This is a genomic window from Cupriavidus metallidurans CH34, from assembly GCF_000196015.1.
GTDB lineage: Bacteria > Pseudomonadota > Gammaproteobacteria > Burkholderiales > Burkholderiaceae > Cupriavidus > Cupriavidus metallidurans.
In genome coordinates this window covers 1,573,696-1,590,916 of record NC_007974.2, presented here as the reverse complement: position 1 = coordinate 1,590,916, position 17,221 = coordinate 1,573,696, and the positions used below count along the sequence as shown (strand labels likewise).

Annotated in this window: 16 protein-coding genes; 9 read left to right on the top strand and 7 right to left on the bottom strand. The window is 63.2% G+C overall.

Annotated features, from left to right (window positions below; translation table 11 throughout):
• Positions 1–109: 109 nt before the first annotated feature.
• The 3 genes from RMET_RS25280 to hppD form a co-directional block, all read right to left on the bottom strand.
• A complete protein-coding gene (locus RMET_RS25280) occupies positions 110–1,306 on the bottom strand; it encodes an amino acid aminotransferase (protein ID WP_011519349.1) in 1,197 nt (398 codons plus the stop codon).
• 57 nt (positions 1,307–1,363) lie between these two features.
• Positions 1,364–2,752, bottom strand: a complete 1,389-nt coding sequence (locus tag RMET_RS25275) for an amino acid permease (protein WP_011519348.1) — start codon at positions 2,750–2,752, stop codon at positions 1,364–1,366.
• 179 nt (positions 2,753–2,931) lie between these two features.
• Positions 2,932–4,005 carry a 4-hydroxyphenylpyruvate dioxygenase gene (gene hppD, locus RMET_RS25270; RefSeq protein WP_011519347.1) on the bottom strand — a complete coding sequence of 358 codons (1,074 nt, stop codon included), beginning with the start codon at positions 4,003–4,005 and terminating at the stop codon, positions 2,932–2,934.
• A 203-nt stretch (positions 4,006–4,208) separates the two neighbouring features.
• Between hppD and RMET_RS25265 the strand changes: the two genes are divergently transcribed.
• A complete protein-coding gene (locus RMET_RS25265) occupies positions 4,209–4,682 on the top strand; it encodes an Lrp/AsnC family transcriptional regulator (protein WP_008651063.1) in 474 nt (157 codons plus the stop codon).
• Between the two features lie 52 nt (positions 4,683–4,734).
• On the opposite strand, the gene RMET_RS25260 is transcribed toward RMET_RS25265, so the two are convergent.
• A complete protein-coding gene (locus RMET_RS25260; RefSeq protein WP_011519346.1) occupies positions 4,735–5,061 on the bottom strand; it encodes a thioredoxin family protein in 327 nt (108 codons plus the stop codon).
• A gap of 275 nt (positions 5,062–5,336) precedes the next feature.
• Here RMET_RS25260 and RMET_RS25250 point away from each other — a divergent pair, with 275 nt between their 5' ends.
• Together RMET_RS25250 and RMET_RS25245 are read left to right on the top strand one after the other, a co-directional pair.
• The gene (locus RMET_RS25250; protein ID WP_011519345.1) at positions 5,337–5,624 is read left to right on the top strand and encodes a DUF2249 domain-containing protein; all 288 of its coding nucleotides are present in this window, start codon (positions 5,337–5,339) and stop codon (positions 5,622–5,624) included.
• Between the two features lie 81 nt (positions 5,625–5,705).
• Entirely contained in the window at positions 5,706–6,107 is a 402-nt protein-coding gene (locus RMET_RS25245; protein WP_035822411.1) for a putative zinc-binding protein, read from the top strand.
• Between the two features lie 73 nt (positions 6,108–6,180).
• Here the strand turns inward: RMET_RS25245 and RMET_RS25240 are convergent, their stop codons facing one another.
• From RMET_RS25240 to RMET_RS25230, 3 genes are all read right to left on the bottom strand, one after another.
• The gene (locus tag RMET_RS25240) at positions 6,181–7,083 is read right to left on the bottom strand and encodes an acyltransferase (RefSeq protein ID WP_011519343.1); all 903 of its coding nucleotides are present in this window, start codon (positions 7,081–7,083) and stop codon (positions 6,181–6,183) included.
• 234 nt (positions 7,084–7,317) lie between these two features.
• A complete protein-coding gene (locus tag RMET_RS25235) occupies positions 7,318–8,340 on the bottom strand; it encodes an FAD:protein FMN transferase (RefSeq protein WP_011519341.1) in 1,023 nt (340 codons plus the stop codon).
• A 4-nt stretch (positions 8,341–8,344) separates the two neighbouring features.
• Positions 8,345–8,758 carry a c-type cytochrome gene (locus tag RMET_RS25230; RefSeq protein WP_011519340.1) on the bottom strand — a complete coding sequence of 138 codons (414 nt, stop codon included), beginning with the start codon at positions 8,756–8,758 and terminating at the stop codon, positions 8,345–8,347.
• A gap of 269 nt (positions 8,759–9,027) precedes the next feature.
• Here RMET_RS25230 and nosZ point away from each other — a divergent pair, with 269 nt between their 5' ends.
• The 6 genes from nosZ to RMET_RS25200 are packed head-to-tail and all read left to right on the top strand — an operon-like array spanning position 9,028 to position 17,195.
• Positions 9,028–10,971: a TAT-dependent nitrous-oxide reductase gene (gene nosZ / locus RMET_RS25225; protein WP_029310164.1), complete on the top strand. Its 1,944-nt coding sequence runs from the start codon at positions 9,028–9,030 to the stop codon at positions 10,969–10,971.
• A gap of 55 nt (positions 10,972–11,026) precedes the next feature.
• Positions 11,027–13,645: a NosR/NirI family protein gene (locus RMET_RS25220; protein WP_011519337.1), complete on the top strand. Its 2,619-nt coding sequence runs from the start codon at positions 11,027–11,029 to the stop codon at positions 13,643–13,645.
• Positions 13,642–14,919 carry a nitrous oxide reductase family maturation protein NosD gene (locus RMET_RS25215; protein WP_011519336.1) on the top strand — a complete coding sequence of 426 codons (1,278 nt, stop codon included), beginning with the start codon at positions 13,642–13,644 and terminating at the stop codon, positions 14,917–14,919. The genes RMET_RS25220 and RMET_RS25215 overlap by 4 nt, the downstream gene beginning before the upstream one ends.
• Entirely contained in the window at positions 14,897–15,847 is a 951-nt protein-coding gene (locus tag RMET_RS25210; RefSeq protein ID WP_011519335.1) for an ABC transporter ATP-binding protein, read from the top strand. The genes RMET_RS25215 and RMET_RS25210 overlap by 23 nt, the downstream gene beginning before the upstream one ends.
• Positions 15,847–16,668, top strand: a complete 822-nt coding sequence (locus RMET_RS25205; protein ID WP_011519334.1) for an ABC transporter permease — start codon at positions 15,847–15,849, stop codon at positions 16,666–16,668. Before RMET_RS25210 ends, RMET_RS25205 begins: the two co-directional genes overlap by 1 nt.
• On the top strand, positions 16,665–17,195 hold the full coding sequence (locus tag RMET_RS25200) for a nitrous oxide reductase accessory protein NosL (protein WP_011519333.1): 531 nt from the start codon (positions 16,665–16,667) through the stop codon (positions 17,193–17,195). The genes RMET_RS25205 and RMET_RS25200 overlap by 4 nt, the downstream gene beginning before the upstream one ends.
• The last annotated feature ends 26 nt before the right edge of the window (positions 17,196–17,221 follow it).

Below are 17,221 nucleotides of genomic sequence, written 5' to 3'. Positions count from 1 at the left end.
GCTGCCGGCCATGGAGGTGGGCGGCATCATAAGACAAAAACGCCGGACGGGAAAAGAACAAGGCCACCCGAGGGTGGCCTTGTGACTGCAAAGGCGTGCTTCAGGCGTTTCAGGCCTTCAGCACCTGCCCGATGGCGTTGGCGACGACGCCCACGTTGCGCTCGTTCAGACCGGCCACGCACATGCGGCCCGAGCGCAGCACGTACACGCCGTGCTCGTTCTTCAGGCGGTCGACCTGATCGGCCGACAGACCGGTGTACGTGAACATGCCGCGCTGGGTGATGTAGCGCGAGAGCTTTTCGCCGCTCACATGCTCGCGCAGGTGGTCGTGGATGGCCTGGCGCATACGGGTGATGCGCTGGCACATCGCGGCCAGTTCCTGCTCCCAGTTCGCGCGCAGCGCCGGCGTGGTCAGCACACGGGCCACCACGCGCGCGCCGTGGGTCGGCGGGTTGCTGTAGTTGGCGCGCACGGCGCCGGTAAGCTGGCCCAGCACACGGCTGGCTTCGTCGGCGCTTTGGCAGACCACCGAAAGGCCGCCGCAACGCTCGCCGTACAGCGAGAAGTTCTTCGAGAACGAATTGGCCACCAGGCAGGGCACATTCTGGCGGGCCAGTTCGCGCACGGCGAAGGCGTCATCGTCCAGGCCCGAGCCGAAACCCTGGTAGGCCATGTCGACGAACGGCAGCAGCTTGCGCGCCTTGAGCACGCCGATCACCTGGCGCCACTGGTCCTGGTTCAGGTCGACGCCGGTCGGGTTGTGGCAGCACGCGTGCAGCAGCACGATGTCGCCTTGCGGGATCGCTTCGATCGCGGCAAGCATCGCGTCGAATTTCAGGCCGCCGGTGGCCGGATCGTAGTACGGGTAAGTGTTGACCTTGAAGCCGGCACGCTCGAAGACCACGCGGTGATTCTCCCAGCTCGGATCGCTGATCCACATCTCCGCCTTCGGGAAGTAGCGCTTCAGGAAATCGGCGCCGACGCGCAGCGCGCCCGAGCCGCCCAGCGTCTGCAGCGTGGCGACGCGGCCTTCGGCGCGGGCGGCGCAATCCTCGCCGAACACCAGCGCCTGCACGGCCTGACGATACGCGGCCATGCCGGACATCGGCAGGTACGGGCGCGGACCCATGTCCGACAGCAGCGCGGCCTCGGCTTCCGCCACGGCCTTCATCACCGGCAGGCGGCCTTCGTCGTCGAAGTAGATGCCGATGCTCAGATTGACCTTGTTGGTACGCGGGTCCTGCTGGAAGTCCTCGTTGAGCGAGAGGATCGGGTCACCCGGAAAGGCTTCTATATGTTCGAACATGGGATGCGTCTGGCTGTTTGGTTCAGGAGGGCGGCGGCCCGGAGGCCGCACCGGCAATTACTGGATCTGGGCGCTGGCGGCGGGCATGGCCGAACCGGCCTTTTTCTGCCGGAGGCGATAGCTTACGCCAAGTACGCCAAGCCATACCGGAATCAGGTAGACCGAGATGCGCAGGCCAGGCGTCAGGAACATCACCACGAGGATGCCTGCCAGGAAGGCCAGCGTCACGTAGTTGGTCAGCGGGTAGCCCAGGCTCTGGAAGCGCGTGGTCTTGCCGGCGGCTGCCTTGGCGCGACGGAACATCAGGTGGATGATGCTGATCATCGCCCAGTTGATGATCAGGGCCGAGACCACCAGGCCCATCAGCAGTTCGAAGGCCTCGCCGGGCATGAAGTAGTTGATCACCACGCAGATGCCGGTGGCGATGGCCGAGACGGCCAGCGCGGTCAGCGGAATGCCGCGGCGGTTCACGCGCATCAGCGAGCGCGGGGCGTTGCCTTGCTGCGCCAGGCCCAGCAGCATGCGGCTGTTGCAATAGACGCCGCTGTTGTAGACCGACAGGGCGGCGGTCAGCACCACGATATTGAGCACGGTGGCTACCACGTTGCTGTTCATTGCGTGGAAGATCAGCACGAACGGGCTGCCACCGGTCACGACCTTTTCCCACGGATACAGCGACAGCAGCACGGCCAGCGCGCCGACGTAGAAGATCAGGATGCGGTAGATGACCTGGTTGGTCGCCTTCGGGATGCTCTTCTCGGGGCTGTCTGCTTCCGCAGCGGTGATGCCCACGAGTTCGAGGCCGCCAAACGAGAACATGATCACAGCCATGGCCATCACCAGGCCGCTGAAGCCGTTCGGGAAGAAGCCGCCGTGTTGCCACAGGTTGGCGATGCTGGCGTCGGGGCCCGCGGTGCCGGTGGCCAGCAGGTAGCCGCCGAAACCGATCATGCCGACGATGGCCGCCACCTTGATGATCGAGAACCAGAATTCCATCTCGCCGAACGACTTCACGCTGGCAAGGTTGATCGCGTTGATGATCAGGAAGAAGGCCAGCGCGGAAATCCAGGTCGGAATGCCGGGCCACCAGTACTGGACGTAGATGCCGACGGCCGATAGCTCGGCCATGCTGACGAGGATGTAGAGCACCCAGTAGTTCCAGCCGGACATGAAGCCGGCGAAGTGTCCGCAGTACTTGTTGGCGAAGTAGCTGAACGAGCCGGCGACGGGCTCGTCCACGACCATTTCGCCGAGCTGGCGCATGATGAAGAAGGCGACCACGCCGGCCAGCGCGTAGCCCAGCAGCACCGAGGGGCCGGCCAGCTTGATGGTCTGGGCGATGCCCAGGAACAGGCCGGTGCCGATGGCGCCGCCCAGCGCGATGAGCTGGATGTGACGATTCTTCAGGCCACGCTTGAGCGTGCCTTGATTGTCGGGAGCGTGCATGAGTTGTTTCCTCTACCCATTCTTGTGGAATGTCGGGCGCGTCTCTCTTGAGGCGGACGCTTGTCAATAAAGCGCGCCGGCGTGGGTGACGCCGGGCGCAGGGTGCGCGCCGCCATCCGGGGGGATGCCGGCGCAAATCTGTATCAAGCGGGGAGGCGGGGGCGAAAGCCCCCGGAAGATCAGACCTTCAGCGTGCCGCGTTCGATCTGGTCGCGTTCGAGCGATTCGAAGAGCGCCTTGAAGTTGCCTTCGCCGAAGCCATCGTCGCCGGAGCGCTGGATGTATTCGAAGAACACCGGGCCGAGCACAGTCTTCGAGAAGATCTGCAGCAGCAGGCGCGGCTTGCCGCCTTCTGTCGTGCCGTCCAGCAGGATGCCGCGGGCCTTGAGCTGGTCCACCGGCTGGCCATGGCCCGGCAGACGAGTGTCCAGGGCCTGGTAGTAATAGTCGTTCGGTGCCGTCATCAGTTCGACGCCGGCCATCTGCAGGCTGTCGATGACTTCGATCAGGTTGTCGACGGAGAAGGCGATGTGCTGGATGCCTTCGCCATTGAACGCCATCAGGAATTCCTCGATCTGGCCGGCGCCCTTCGACGACTCTTCATTCAGCGGGATGCGGATCTTGCCGTCCGGCGCGGTCATCGCCTTCGAGGTCAGGCCCGTGTATTCGCCCTGGATGTCGAAGTAACGGATTTCGCGGAAGTTGAACAGGCGCTCGTAGAAGCTCGCCCAGTACGCCATGCGGCCACGGTAGACGTTGTGCGTCAGGTGGTCGATCAGCTTCAGGCCGTGGCCCTTCGGGTGGCGGTCCACGCCCTCGATGAATTCGAAGTCGATGTCATAGATCGACTTGCCGTCTTCGAAACGGTCGATCAGGTAGAGCGGCGCGCCGCCGATGCCCTTGATCGCGGGCAGGCGCAGTTCCATCGGGCCGGTAGCGATTTCCACCGGCTGGGCGCCCAGCATCAGCGCGCGGTTGTAGGCCTGGTGGGAATCCTTGACGCGGAATGCCATGCCACAGGCGCTCGGGCCGTGTTCGGCGGCGAAATAGGCGGCGGGGCTATGCGGCTCGTTGTTGACGATGAAATTGATGTCGCCCTGGCGGTACAGCACGACGTCCTTCGAGCGGTGACGGGCCACCAGGGTGAAGCCCATTTTCTCGAACAGCGGTTCAAGGACGTTGGGCGTGGGCGAGGCGAATTCAACGAACTCGAAGCCCATCAGCTTCATCGGGTTTTCAAAGAGGTCGGCCATGGTCAGTGCTCGGGGGCGGATGCGGGGGTGGAAATAATATTGCGGCGGGGAAACGGATTGGGGGCACCCGGAGGCGCTTCCCACGCTGCTCGACATGCGAAAAGTTTATATGCCGGCCAGCTAAATAGGATTTCCTTAGAGGCGCAGGAAAACCCTCGGATATGAGATAAGATTTCGTCAAACGGCTAGTTTGGGAAACGAAAATGCAACATCCGGAACTTGATCGCACGGATCGCCGCTTGCTGGGCGTGCTGCAGGAAAACGGCCGCGCGTCGAATCTGGAACTGGCGGAGGCCATCAGCCTGTCGCCCGCGCAGACTTTGCGGCGTCACCGCCGCCTGGAGGAGGGCGGCATCATCAAGCGCTACGAGGCGCGGCTGGATAGTTCGGCACTTGGCTTCGGCGTCACGGCGTTTATCCATGTGACGATGGAGCGCGGGCATATCCGCGACCTGTCCAAGTTCAAGGGACTGGTGGCGGAACTGGCGCAAATCCAGGAGTGCTTCTCCGTCACCGGAGACATCGACTATGTGCTGAAGGTGGTGGCCAAGGACCTGAAGTCCTTGTCTGACTTCCTGCTCGACACCTTGATGCGCATCCCGGGTGTGAGCGGGGTGAAGTCGAGCGTGTGCCTTGACGAGATCAAGTGCACGAGTGCAATGCCGCTGGAGATCTAGGCAGGTTTCAGTCCCCAGTCTTCAGCGGCGGGTGTATCTGGGTCCTGCTGCCTTACGGGAGGATGCGCCGCATCGCCGCGGCGATGTCCTTGGCACTTTCCGGCCTTACCAGCCGCGCTACTTCCCTGCCATCCCGAAGGAAAACCAAGGTCGGCCAGAGCTTGACACGGAACGAGCGACCCAGCGGCCGACCGCTCCCATCCTCGACCTTCACGTGATGGATGGCCGGGTAGCCGCCGAACGCTTCCTCGATCAACGGCTGGGCGCGCATGCAGTAGCCGCACCACGGGGCGCCGAACTCCAGCAGCGTGGCGCCCGGCAGGGCATCGATCTCGTCGCGGGTCGGTTCGGTGGCGGCAAAGCTCCTGGTCATGCTCATCGCGGTTTGGCTCCTCGTGTGCTTGCAGATGTGCGTGCAGATGTGCGCCCGGATGCGCACCCCGATGAGTGCGACTGGCGTGGTCATCATTTTGCCAGCACAGGGGCGTCGGTGTGCGGCATCGTTTTTGTGGCTGTTCAGGCATGTCAACGGCTTTGATGGGCTCGTCGGGGTGCTGGTCTGATCTGCATCAAGCGGCCTCGGATTGCGCTCACTACTATTGATGCAATTTAAATGCATCTTTACGGATGCCATACCCAGCCGAAAGGAATTCCATGTCTCAGTCCACTTCCAACCCGCAACTCGACCTCCGCACGATCCCGCCGCGTGACCGCCATCCGCTGATTTTCTCGACGTTTACCGGGCTTGAGGTCGGCCAGGCGCTGGAATTGGTCAATGACCATGATCCGCGTCCGCTTCAGATGCAATTCCAGATCGAGCGTCCTGGCCAGTTTGCCTGGGACTACCTGGAACAAGGCCCCGCCACTTGGCGCGTGGCCATCAAGAAGGTTGCATCGGCCGCCAAGGTTGGTCAGTGCTGCGGCGGTTGCGGCGGCGCCTGATTACGACGGCCGAACCGTTCCCACTCCCCATGTCAGGCGCCCGACCCGGCGCCTGTTTTCCTTTGTTCTGCCGAGTTCATGATGTCTACGTCCGATCGCTCCAGACTCCCTTTGGTCTACGCCTGCTCAGGGTGTTCAAGTGTCGCCCAACTGGCCAATGCCTTTGCCGTCCGGCTGGATCGCAGCGGCCAAGCCGAGATGTCCTGTATCAGTGGGGTAGGAGGCCGCGTGCCCGCGCTGACGCGGATCGCGCAGTCGGGGCGTCCGATTCTGGCGATCGATGGCTGTCAGCTTGCTTGCGTGAAGGCTTGTCTTGAGGGTGTCGGGGTGGTTGCCTCGCGTCACCTGGTGCTGAACAGGATCGGGGCAACCAAGCGCCAGCACGGAGAATGCACCGAGGCCGAAGAGGCGGCGACCTGGCAGAGCATCAAGCTCGCGCTTTCGGAGATCTTGCCGGTCTCCGAGAGCGTGGTGAGCAATTAAAGCTGTTTCAGATTGAAGCGAAGCGGTTCTGGCAAGGCCCCGCACGACGCCAGAATCTTTTTGAAACGGCCTTCTAGGGCCGAGCGGCCTGGGCGAGCATGGTGGCAATCTGCTCGTCCTTTTCTTCCCAGACCTGCCCCAGCCAGCGGTGAAATTCACCGCGGAAGGTTGCATCGCTGTTGTAGTCGCTGGTGCAGAAGTCCGGCGGGATCGGCAGTTCCCGGATATGCACCATTACCCTGCCAGCCTGACCGCTGGCAAGTTGCCAGAATGTGGGTGTGCCATCCGGGTAGGCAATGCTGACATCCAGCAGCGCGTGGAACTGTTCTCCCATCGCGTTGAGCGCCATGGCGAGCGAGCCAGCCTTGGGTTTGAGCAGATGGCGATACGGGGACGATTGCGCCCGATGCTTGACCGGGGTGTAGCGCGTGCCTTCCGCAAAGGTCATCACGCTGGTCGGAATCCGGGCGAACTTGGCGCACGCGCGTCGCGTGGTCTCGCGGTCCTGGTTGCGCAATTCAGGATTCTTGCGCAGCGCGGCTTTCGAATGCCGCCGCATGAACGGGAAATCCAGCGCCCACCAGGCCAGGCCAATAACCGGCACGTAGATGAGCTGCTGCTTCAGGAAGAACTTCAGCAGTGGAATCCGCCGGTTCAATACGCGCTGAAGCACGAAGATGTCGACCCAGGAGCGGTGGTTGCAGTTAACCAGATACCAGCTGTCCGGGCGCAACGAACCGAGACCTTCCACGGCCCAGGGCTCACGCTGGAGCAGGCCGATCCAGACGCCGTTGCAGCTGATCCAGCTTGTCGCGATGCGGTTGAGAATGGGGTCGATCAGCCGTCGCACACCGGCGAACGGCAACAGCAATTTGATCACGGCGAGCACGAACAGCGGTGTGCACCAGAAAATCGTATTCAGGGCGAGCAAGGTCAGACTGAGCGTACCCAGGAGGAAAGCAAGCAAGCGTTTCAACAGCAACTCCGGTGAGTCTCTGCACCTGTTTAGGGCGGAGGGGGCGTTTAGAGACAGGTAGAGACACCATCAAAATGATCCCGGCGTCGTTGCGCGGCCTTGATCGGTCCTGGCGGACTGTCTGCGGCCGCACCCCGAACCGGGGCCGCTCTGCTTCATTCTGCTAGTGTCTCTGCGTCAGGAGTGGGAGGGTAGCGCGGCTCCCCACGTGAAGCCATGCGCTAAATCATAGTTTCACGACCGCATACGGGTCGCCATGCCTTCGGACATCCATGGATGAGACCCGGGCCCGACAATCAGAGCATCCACGTTAGCCATGGGCCCCAGCAGGCTCCGTCCTGCCGCTGTACCAGCCACCATGATAGCGGCCCCGAGGCCGTTGACGTCACTTGTTTTGCGCGCGACCAGCGTGACCCCGTGCGGCCCCCGGGTTGGCAGGCCGGTTCGAGGGTCAAGGATGTGGTGATAGCGCTGGCCATCACGGGCAAAGCAGCGCTCATAGTCGCCCGACGACGCCACGACGCCATCGGTGATCGCCACTACTCCCAGCAATCGCTCCGGCGCAAGCGGGTCGCGCAGGCCGATACGCCAGTCGCGGCCCTGAAGCCTGCCGCTGACCAGCACGTCGCCTCCGCCATTGAGCATCGCATTCGAGATGCCTTGCTGCCGCAGCACGTCCATGCCGGCTTGCAGGATCGGGAGCTTGGCGATGCCGCCCAGATCCAGCTTCATGCCGGGACGCCGTAGATAGGCGCTACCGCGCGTTGAGTCCAGAACGACATCACGGTAGTTCACTAGTGGTCGCTCTTGCGTCAGTTCGGCTTGCCCGGGCACTTGCTCATGGCCCGGATCGAAGTTCCAGCCTTCAAACGCGCCGACCGTAATGTCGAAGGCGCCCTGGCTGCGCGCGGAGACCTCGCTAGCCAACCTGAGCGCCGACATCAACTCGGGCGCGATGGGTACCGGGTGCTTGCCGGCAGCACGTGCCAGGGCACTGACCTGACTGTCCGGACGATAGCGGCTCATGATCCGTTCGAGCCTGCCCATCTCGGCGAACGCCGCGTCGATGGCCTGCGCGGCCGCATCCGCTGGCACGCCGTCGGTCACGATGTCCACCCGCGTGCCGAGCAGCCGGCGTGAGGCGTGCCGGACCGATGAATCGGCCAATGCCGGCAGGACGAACATGCCGAGGGCAAGCAGCGGTGCCGCCGTCAGGTAGCGCCGCCGGGCAAGGCCGGAAGGAGAGAGCGCGTGCATGGCGTCAGCGGGATTGTGCCGTCATGTAGTCCACCGCTGCCTTGACGGCGTCATCCTGCAGCGTTGTCGAGCCACCGCGCGCGGGCATCGATCCCTTGCTGCCGGTGAAGCCTTCCAGTGCGTGCTTGTAAAGCGTGTCGTTGCCCTGGGCAATGCGCGGACCCCAGTCGGCCTTGTCGCCTGGCTTGGGTGCGCCGGCCACGCCTGCCGCGTGGCACATCGAGCAAACCGAGCCATACGTGCGCTTGCCCAGCGCGTTCTCGGGTTCACTGGTGGTGGCCGCAGTAGCCGCGGGCGCAGCGGCCGGTGCTGGTGCCGCGGTGGCCTCGGCCGGCGCAGGTGCGGCGCTTTCCTTTTGTCCGCAGGCCGCCAGAGCAGCGCCGCAAATCAGTGTCAGCAACAGGGTCTTGATACGCATCGTTTTCTCCTTTTAGCGGGGCATCAAAGCTTCGTGAATCAACACGCTCCGCATTGTGGATGTTTTGCTCCTGCAAACATGCATTGCAAATGCCTATTTTGTGATGCACATGACTTATGTCAAGCGCCTACCCCAATCGCAAGCGGAAGATCGCTCTGCCAAGAGAAGCTGAAGAACCGCAGAGGGATCGAGATGTTGAAGAGAGACCGAGAAGGAAAAGACGGCTGGCGCGCTCGCGTCCGGCCATGTGAGATTCGATTCAAGGACCGATGATGACCAAGCAAGATTCGCTAACGACATCGCAGGACAATGCGCCCAGCGTGCTGGGGCGACGTCGCTTCATGAACACGGCGGCACTGGCCGGGCTGGCGACGGTGGTGGCCTGCACGGATAAGGGAACGCCAGCCGCGGGAGCCGCTGCACCGGCTTCGGGTGCTGCGGCGCCGGCTGCATCCGGACACGAAATCGCGGGCCTGCACCCGAAGCCCGGTGAACTGGACACGTACTACGGTCTTTGGAGCGGCGGCCATACCGGCGATATGCGCGTGTTCGGCATGCCGTCAGGTCGCGAAATTCATCGCATCCCGTGCTTCGTGCCGGATGCGCTGGTGGGCTGGGGCATTACCAACGAGTCCAGGAAGGTGATGGGCACCAAGCCGGACGGCACGCTGAAGTACACGGTGGGCGATACCCACCACGTTCACGCCTCCTACAAGGACGGCAACTACGACGGCCGTTACGCGTGGATCAACGACAAGATCAATGCGCGTCTGGCTCGCGTGCGGCTGGACTACTTCATCTGCGACAAGATCACGGAACTGCCGAACGTCCAGGGCTTCCACGGCATCTTTCCGGACAAGCGCGACCCGGTCGACCCGAAGATCAACTACACGACACGTGTGTTCTGCGGCGGTGAGTTCTCGATCCCGCTGCCCAATGTGCCGACGGAAGACGGCAGCAAGTACCACTCGCTTTTCACCTGTGTCGATGCCGAGACCATGGAGGTACGCTGGCAGGTGCTGATCGACGGCAACTGCGATCTGGTAGCGACGTCGTATGACGGCAAGCTCGCCGCCACCAACCAGTACAACACCGAGATGGGCGTGCACTACGAGGACATGATGTCCGCCGAACGCGATGCCTGCCTGTTCTTCAACGTCGCCCGCATCGAGGAGGCCGTCAAGGCCGGCAAGTTCAAGACCATCGGTGATTCCAAGGTTCCGGTCGTGGATGGCACCCGCGCCAGCAACCAGGAGGCGACGAAGGCGCTGACCGCCTACGTGTCGGTGCCGAAGAACCCGCACGGCGTGAATGCAAGCCCGGATCAGAAGTACTTCATCTGCTCCGGCAAGCTCTCGCCTACCGCCACTGTGATCGACGTTTCGCGCGTGCTGGAGTGGTTCGACGGCAAGCTTGCCAAGATCGACGACGCCATCGTGGCCGAGGTCGAACTGGGCCTGGGGCCGCTCCACACGGCATTCGACGGACGCGGCAACGCCTTCACCACGCTGTTCCTCGACAGCCAGATCGTGAAGTGGAACGTCGAAGCGGCCATCAAGTTCCACAATGGCGACAAGAACGCCAAGTACGTGGTGGACAGGCTCGATGTTCAGTATCAACCGGGCCACCTGAATGCGTCGCAATCGGAGACGGTTGCCGCCGACGGCAAGTTCCTGGCGGTTGGCTGCAAATTCTCCAAGGATCGCTTCCTGCCGGTTGGGCCGTTGCACCCCGAGAACGAGCAGTTCATCGACATCTCCGGCGAGAAGATGGTGCTGCTGCAGGATCATCCGGTTCGTCCGGAGCCGCACGACTTCATCATTTTCAAGCGCGAGCTGCTGCACCCGAAGCAGGTCTACGCGCTGGACGATTTCTCGCTGGCCATCAAGGATCCGAAAGAGTCTGGCGTGTTCCGCAACGGCAAGAAGGTGACGGTGAAGATCACGTCTCAGGCGCCTGCGTTCAGTCTGCGCGAGTTCAAGCTCAAGAAGGGCGACGAGGTGACGCTGATCCTTACCAATCTCGACAAGATCGAGGATCTGACGCACGGCTTCGCCATACCGAAGTACAACGTCAACTTCATCGTCAATCCGCAGGAAACCGCGTCGGTAACGTTCGTTGCCGACAAGCCAGGCGTGTTCTGGTGCTACTGCACGCATTTCTGCCATGCACTGCATCTCGAAATGCGCAGTCGCATGATTGTTGAAGCCTGACTCTGACAGGAGGCGCGCGTGTGCCGGATTTCGGCACACGCGACGATGAAGCACGATGCAGTCCGGTAATCAGGAGTTCGCGGCCAAGTTGGCCGCATTTTTTCTGCTGCTGTTCCTGTGCATGCAGACCGCGTTGGCGGATCACGCCGCCTATGAGGCCGCGTTGCCGCCTAATCTGGGCGAGGCCAGGGATATGTGCGCCCTTGTGCCATGCGCCGACGTGTTTCCCGGCGCCGCGCGCTTTTCCGAGCGCAAGGGGCAGCCGCCGTATGTGGAAGCCTACGGTCCCGAGCAGGATGGCAAGGCGCCGTTGCTGGGGTATGTGATGCTGTCCACCGATATCACCGACATCCCGGCGTACTCGGGCAAGCCGGTGGTGACGCTGATCGGCATGGATACGCAGGGGCACTATGTCGGTATCAAGGTACTGAAGCACTCGGAGCCGATCCTGCTGCTGGGGATTCCGGAATCCGCGTTGCTGAATTTCAACAAGCAGTACATCGGGAAGTCGGTCAAGGACAAGATCGAAGTGGGGCAGTCGCGGCCCGACGAGGGCGTGCTTGGGGTTGATGCGATTTCCGGGGCGACCGTGACCGTGATCGCCCAGAACCAGGTGCTGACCACCGCCACGGCAGCCGTGGCGCGCGAGGTCGGCATCCTTGAGCAGACACGACGCGAACCGGCGCGGTACGCCGTGACCGGCAAGCCCATGAGCTGGGCCGATGCCGTCAAGCAAGGCAGCGTGCAGCGGTTGCTGATCCGGCCTGAACAGCTTGGACTGGAACGCGCTTCGGAGCCGTTTATCGAACTCTGGTTTGGCGATCTCAACCATCCTGACCTGGGCGCGAGCCTGCTTGGCCAGTTGGCATGGAACAACCTGCATTCGCAACTCAAGCCTGACGAGCACGCGATCTTCGTGATCCGGACGGCGGGCGCGGCGTCGTTCAAGGGATCGGGGTTCGTGCGCGGCGGCATCTACGATCGCATCCAGATCAAGCAGGGAGCCGACTCGTTCACGTTCCGCGATTCGGACTACCTGAACCTGTATGGACTGGAGGCCCAAGGCGCGCCTGCCTATACCGAATCAGCAATCTTCATCATCCGTTCGCCGGCATTCTCTCCGGCGTATCCGTGGAAGCTGTCGTTCCTGGGCAACAGGGTCGATCGCGCGTCAGGCGTGCGCAGTTTCGTCACGTTCGATGCGCCGTACTGGATGCCCGACAAGCTGCTTCAGGATGGTCGTCCGCGCATCGAGGAACCGGAGGCGCCCTGGCGTCGCATCTGGCGCGCGCGTGCAATCGAGATCGCACTGTTCGTGGCCCTGCTGCTGGTGGTCGGGGTGGTGTATGCCATGCGTGAGCGGTTGACACGCCGTTCGACCCACAAGAACAAATGGCCGGTTAACCTCTTCAAGTACAGCGCGTGGGCCTTGAGCATCGGGTTTGTTGGCTTCGGCGCGATGGCGCAGCCCTCGATCACGCAGGTGCTGACGTGGTTCCACGCGTTGTTGTTCCAGTGGACCTGGTCGTTGTTCCTGACCGACCCGTTCATCTTCTGCTTCTGGATCTTCATCATCCTGACCGTGTTCCTGTTCGGACGGGGCCTGTTCTGCGGCTGGCTGTGCCCATTCGGATCGTTGTCAGAGGCCATCCACAAGATTGGCGGCCGGATCGGCTTCAAACGCTGGCAGCGGCCGTTGCCGCGGGCCTGGCACGACCGGCTGAAGTGGTTGAAGTACGTCATCTTCTTTGGTTTGCTGACGGTGTCGGTGTTCTCCATGGGGCTGGCAGAGAAGCTCGCGGAGGTGGAGCCGTTCAAGACGACGTTCCTTGTGGGTATCAGCAACCGGGCCTGGCCGTACGGGCTGTTCGTCTGCACGTTGCTCGGGCTGTCGCTGTTCATCGAGCGGCCGTACTGCAAGTACATCTGCCCGCTTGGCGCGGCGCTGGCCATGCCGAGTACCTTCCGCTGGTTCGGCCTGCGTCGCAAGCAGGACTGCAATAGCTGCAAGGCATGCGCGGTCGGTTGCGGCTCGCAGGCGATCGACGCGAATGGCCGTATCGATCACCGCGAATGCCTGCATTGCCTGGATTGCATGGTGCTGTACACCGACGTCAAGGGCTGCCCGCCGCTGGCCAAGGAGCGCAAGCGGCGCGAGCGGGACGGCCTGGAAATCACGCCAATCGGCCTGGATGGCTACTACATTCCGATCCAGCCAGTGCCCATGAACCCGCGCGTTGCGCAAGGGCCGGACCCGCGCATGCAGACCGACCGCGTGTCCCCGCAGGGGCGCGATGGGGCTCGTGGTGCGTATTGGCTCCTGCTGGAACTGCGCGACCACCTCTGGCCATGGAGCAGCGACGGCTGGGCATCGGCCCGTGCCTTGCAGATTGCCGGGATCTCGCTCGCGCTGGCGGCCAGTGTGGCGTGGGTGCTGGCCGCCATGGGGCAGTTGTCGTCGGGCGCCATCATCGCATGGTGGTTCGGCTGGAGCGTCTACGAGGTGCTGATTCGCTTGTCCGGCAAGCGGTACGTCAAGGATGGCCCGTGGTGGCGTTCCAACTACCGGCGCGCGACCGTGATGGACATGCTCAGCTACGTCGGATTCAAGAACCTGCTGATTGGCGCCGCGTTGTTCCTGATGCTGAAGGCGCTTGGGTTGCTCCAGGTATGAAGTGGGTCCCGATTCTGATTCTTCTTGCAGGATGGCTGACGGGCGCGCAGGGCGCGACCGTGCGGGTTGCGCCCGGGCGGCCGCTCCAGGCTGCGATCGATGCGGCCCGGCCCGGCGACGTGCTGGAGATCGAACGCGCCACGTACACGGGCAACTTCGTGATCGGCAAGGCCCTGACGCTGCGCGGGGTGGATCGTCCGACGATCAGCGGCGGCCAGCACGGGGACACCTTGCGCGTCACCGCGTCGGACGTCGTTATCGAGGGATTGATCGTGCGCGATTCCGGAGACAGCCTGAAGGACCAGAACGCCGGCATCAATATCCTGCCGGGGGCGCACCGCGCCGTGGTGCGGCATTGCGACCTGACCTACAACCTGTTCGGCCTGTGGATCGAAAAGGCGGATGACGTGCGCGTCGAAGGCAATACCATCACCGGCAAGCGCGACTACAACTCCGCGCAGCGCGGCAATGGCGTACAGCTCTACAACACCAAAGGCGCCCGCATTATCGACAACAACATCAGCTTTGTGCGCGATGCGCTCTACGTCGATGTGTCGCACCACGCGATCTTCAAGGGAAACCGGCTGCACCATAGCCGCTACGGCACGCACTACATGAACTCCTACTACAACCTGTGGGAGGACAATGACAGCTACAACAATCGCGGCGGGCTGGCGTTGATGGAGGTGCGCGACCAGGTCGTGCGCAATAACCGGACCTGGGGCAATGCCGACCACGGCATCATGCTGCGCACGCTGCAGGACTCGCGCGTGGAGAACAACGTCGTCGCCGACAATGACCGTGGGTTCTTTATCTACGACGTCGAATACACGGAGTTGCGCGGCAACCTGGTCATCGGCAATCAGGTCGGCGTCCACCTTTCGGCCGGATCAACGCGCAACGTGGTGCAGGGCAACGACTTCATCGGCAACCGGGAACAGGTGCGCTATCTGGGCGCGCGCGATGAACCCTGGGGCGGGCGCAAACCGTCGGAACGCGATCAGGGCAACTTCTGGAGCGACTACCTCGGCTGGGACCGCGATGGCGATGGCATTGGCGATCTGCCCTATGAGGCCAGCGATGTCCTCGACCGCCTGATCTGGCGTCATCCGGGCGTCCAGTTGCTACTGGCCAGCCCTGCCGTGCAGGCACTGCGCTTCGTGAGCCGGCAGTTCCCCGTTCTGCGCGTGCCGACCGTCGTCGACGCCTACCCGCGGGCGCAGCCCGTCAACAAGAATTGGAGTACCTGGCGTGACAGAGCACATTCACGTTGAAGGGCAGGCCGCCATCGCGCTGCGTGGCGTTTGCAAGGACTATGGCGCTGTCCGGGCCGTCGACGACGTCGATCTGGAAATCGGTTACGGCGAACTGTTCGGGTTGATCGGCCACAACGGCGCGGGCAAGAGCACCTTGTTCAGGATGATGCTGGGCCTGATCGCTGCCAGCGAAGGCGATATTCGCGTCGCCGGGGCATCCGTGGGTGGGGCCGCGTTCAGGGCCGCGCGCCGCCAGATCGGCTATCTGCCGGAGAATCTGGTGCTCTACGACAACCTGAGCGGACTCGAGACGCTGCGTTTCTTCGGCCGGATGAAAGGGGCGCCATTGGCGGATTGCGAGCTGCTGCTCGCGCGCGTAGGGCTGGCTGGCGCGGCGGAGAAGCCGGTGCGGGCCTATTCGAAGGGCATGCGGCAGCGGCTCGGCTTCGCGCAGGCGCTGCTGGGGTCGCCGCGCGTCGTTTTTCTCGACGAGCCCACCAATGGGCTGGATCCGGCGGCCATTCACGACTTCTACGCCATGCTCCAGGCGCTGCGCGAGCAGGGCGTCACCATCGTGATCACTTCCCACATTCTGGCGGAGTTGCAGCAACGGATCGATCGCCTTGCCATCATGGGCAACGGACGCATCCTGGCCGTGGGCAGCGTGGCCGAGTTGCGCCGGCAGCTTGATCTGCCGGTGACGCTGGCATTGCGCGTCGAGCGCGGCGCGCGTGCCGCGTTGTGGCAGCACTTTGCGCCACTGCGCGCGCAGGGCATCGAACTCGAGAACGGGCGCGCCGAGTATGAGCTGATCCTGCGTTGCAGGCGGTCTCTCAAGATGCAGGTCCTGGGGGCGCTGCATCCCATGGGCGGGCGTCTGCTCGATCTGCAGATTCAGGAGCCGACGCTGGAAGACGTGTTCTTCGGATTGAAGGAGGCGGCGTGATGGCTATCGAGTGCAGACAGGTGGTCACCCTCGCGGCCAAGGAGTTGCGCGATCGCCTGCGTAATCGCTGGGTACTGGCGGTGGCCACGGTGTTCGCGGTGTTCTCGCTGGTGATCTGCTACTTCGGCGGCGCCGAGCAAGGGACGCTCGGGCCGCGCTCGCTGGAGTTCGTCATCACCAGCCTGGTCAGCCTGGTCATCTATCTGATCCCGATGATTGCGCTACTACTTGGGTTCGACGCCGTGGTGGGCGAGCGCGAGCGCGGCTCGCTGGACCTGTTGCTGGCCCTGCCGGTGACGCGGTTCGAAGTGTTGCTCGGCAAATACCTTGGGCTGGCGGTGGCGCTTACGCTTTCCACGCTGGCCGGATTCGCGCTGATGGTCGTATTGCTCTGGCAACAGTTTGGTTGGGTCGGGCTGTTCCACGCATTTGGCTTCGTGGTCAGTTCGATACTGCTGGGGCTGGTGTTTCTCAGCCTGTCGCTGCTGATCTCGGTCATCAGCCGAGACCGTGCGCGTGCGTCCGGAGCCGCCATCGGCCTGTGGTTCGGCTTTGTACTGGTGTTCGACCTGCTGATGCTCGGCTTGCTCGTAGCCAGCGGTGGCAGCTTCGGCGGCGAGGCGCTGGCGTACGTGCTGCTCCTCAATCCGACCGATATTTTCCGCATTCTCAACGTGTTCTCGCTGGAGCAATTGCGCGGCCTGCAGGGTCTGGTCAGCATCGTTCCGCCCGCCTTGGACAACCCCTGGGCCATGGGCGGCGCGATGCTGGGGTGGATCGCGGCCCCGCTAGCGCTGGCTGCCTGGAGATTTCGACTATGAACCATGATCGTCGCCGCCTTCTGGCGGTTGCCCTGGCCGGGTCGGCCGGCCTGCTCGCCATGGCTGCGTGCAGCAAGCAAACCGACACCACCATCGCCCCGGTGGAGATCGACGCCGCCGCATCCTGCGACCTCGATGGCATGTTGCTGGGCGACTACCCAGGTCCGAAGGCCCAGCTTTATTACACTGGGGACGCGCGACCACACTGGTGTTGCGACACGGTTGAGATGTTCAACACCTTGCTGCGGCCGGAGCAGGCAAGGCCGATTCGCGCCGTGTTCGTGCAGGATATGGCGAATGCCGACTGGGAGCGCCCCCGCGGCAACTGGTTCGATGCCCGGACGGGCTTCTACGTCCAGGGCAGCAAGCGCCATGGCTCGATGGGCCCGACGCTTGCCAGTTTCCAGCAGGAGGCTGATGCGCGCACCTTCGTGGCGCAATATGGCGGCAAGATGCTGCGGTTCGCGGAAGTCACGCCCGAGATGGTTGACCTCAGCGGCGGGGCACTGCACGACAAGCGGATGTAGCCGTGCGCGTTCTCCGTCTTGCGCTA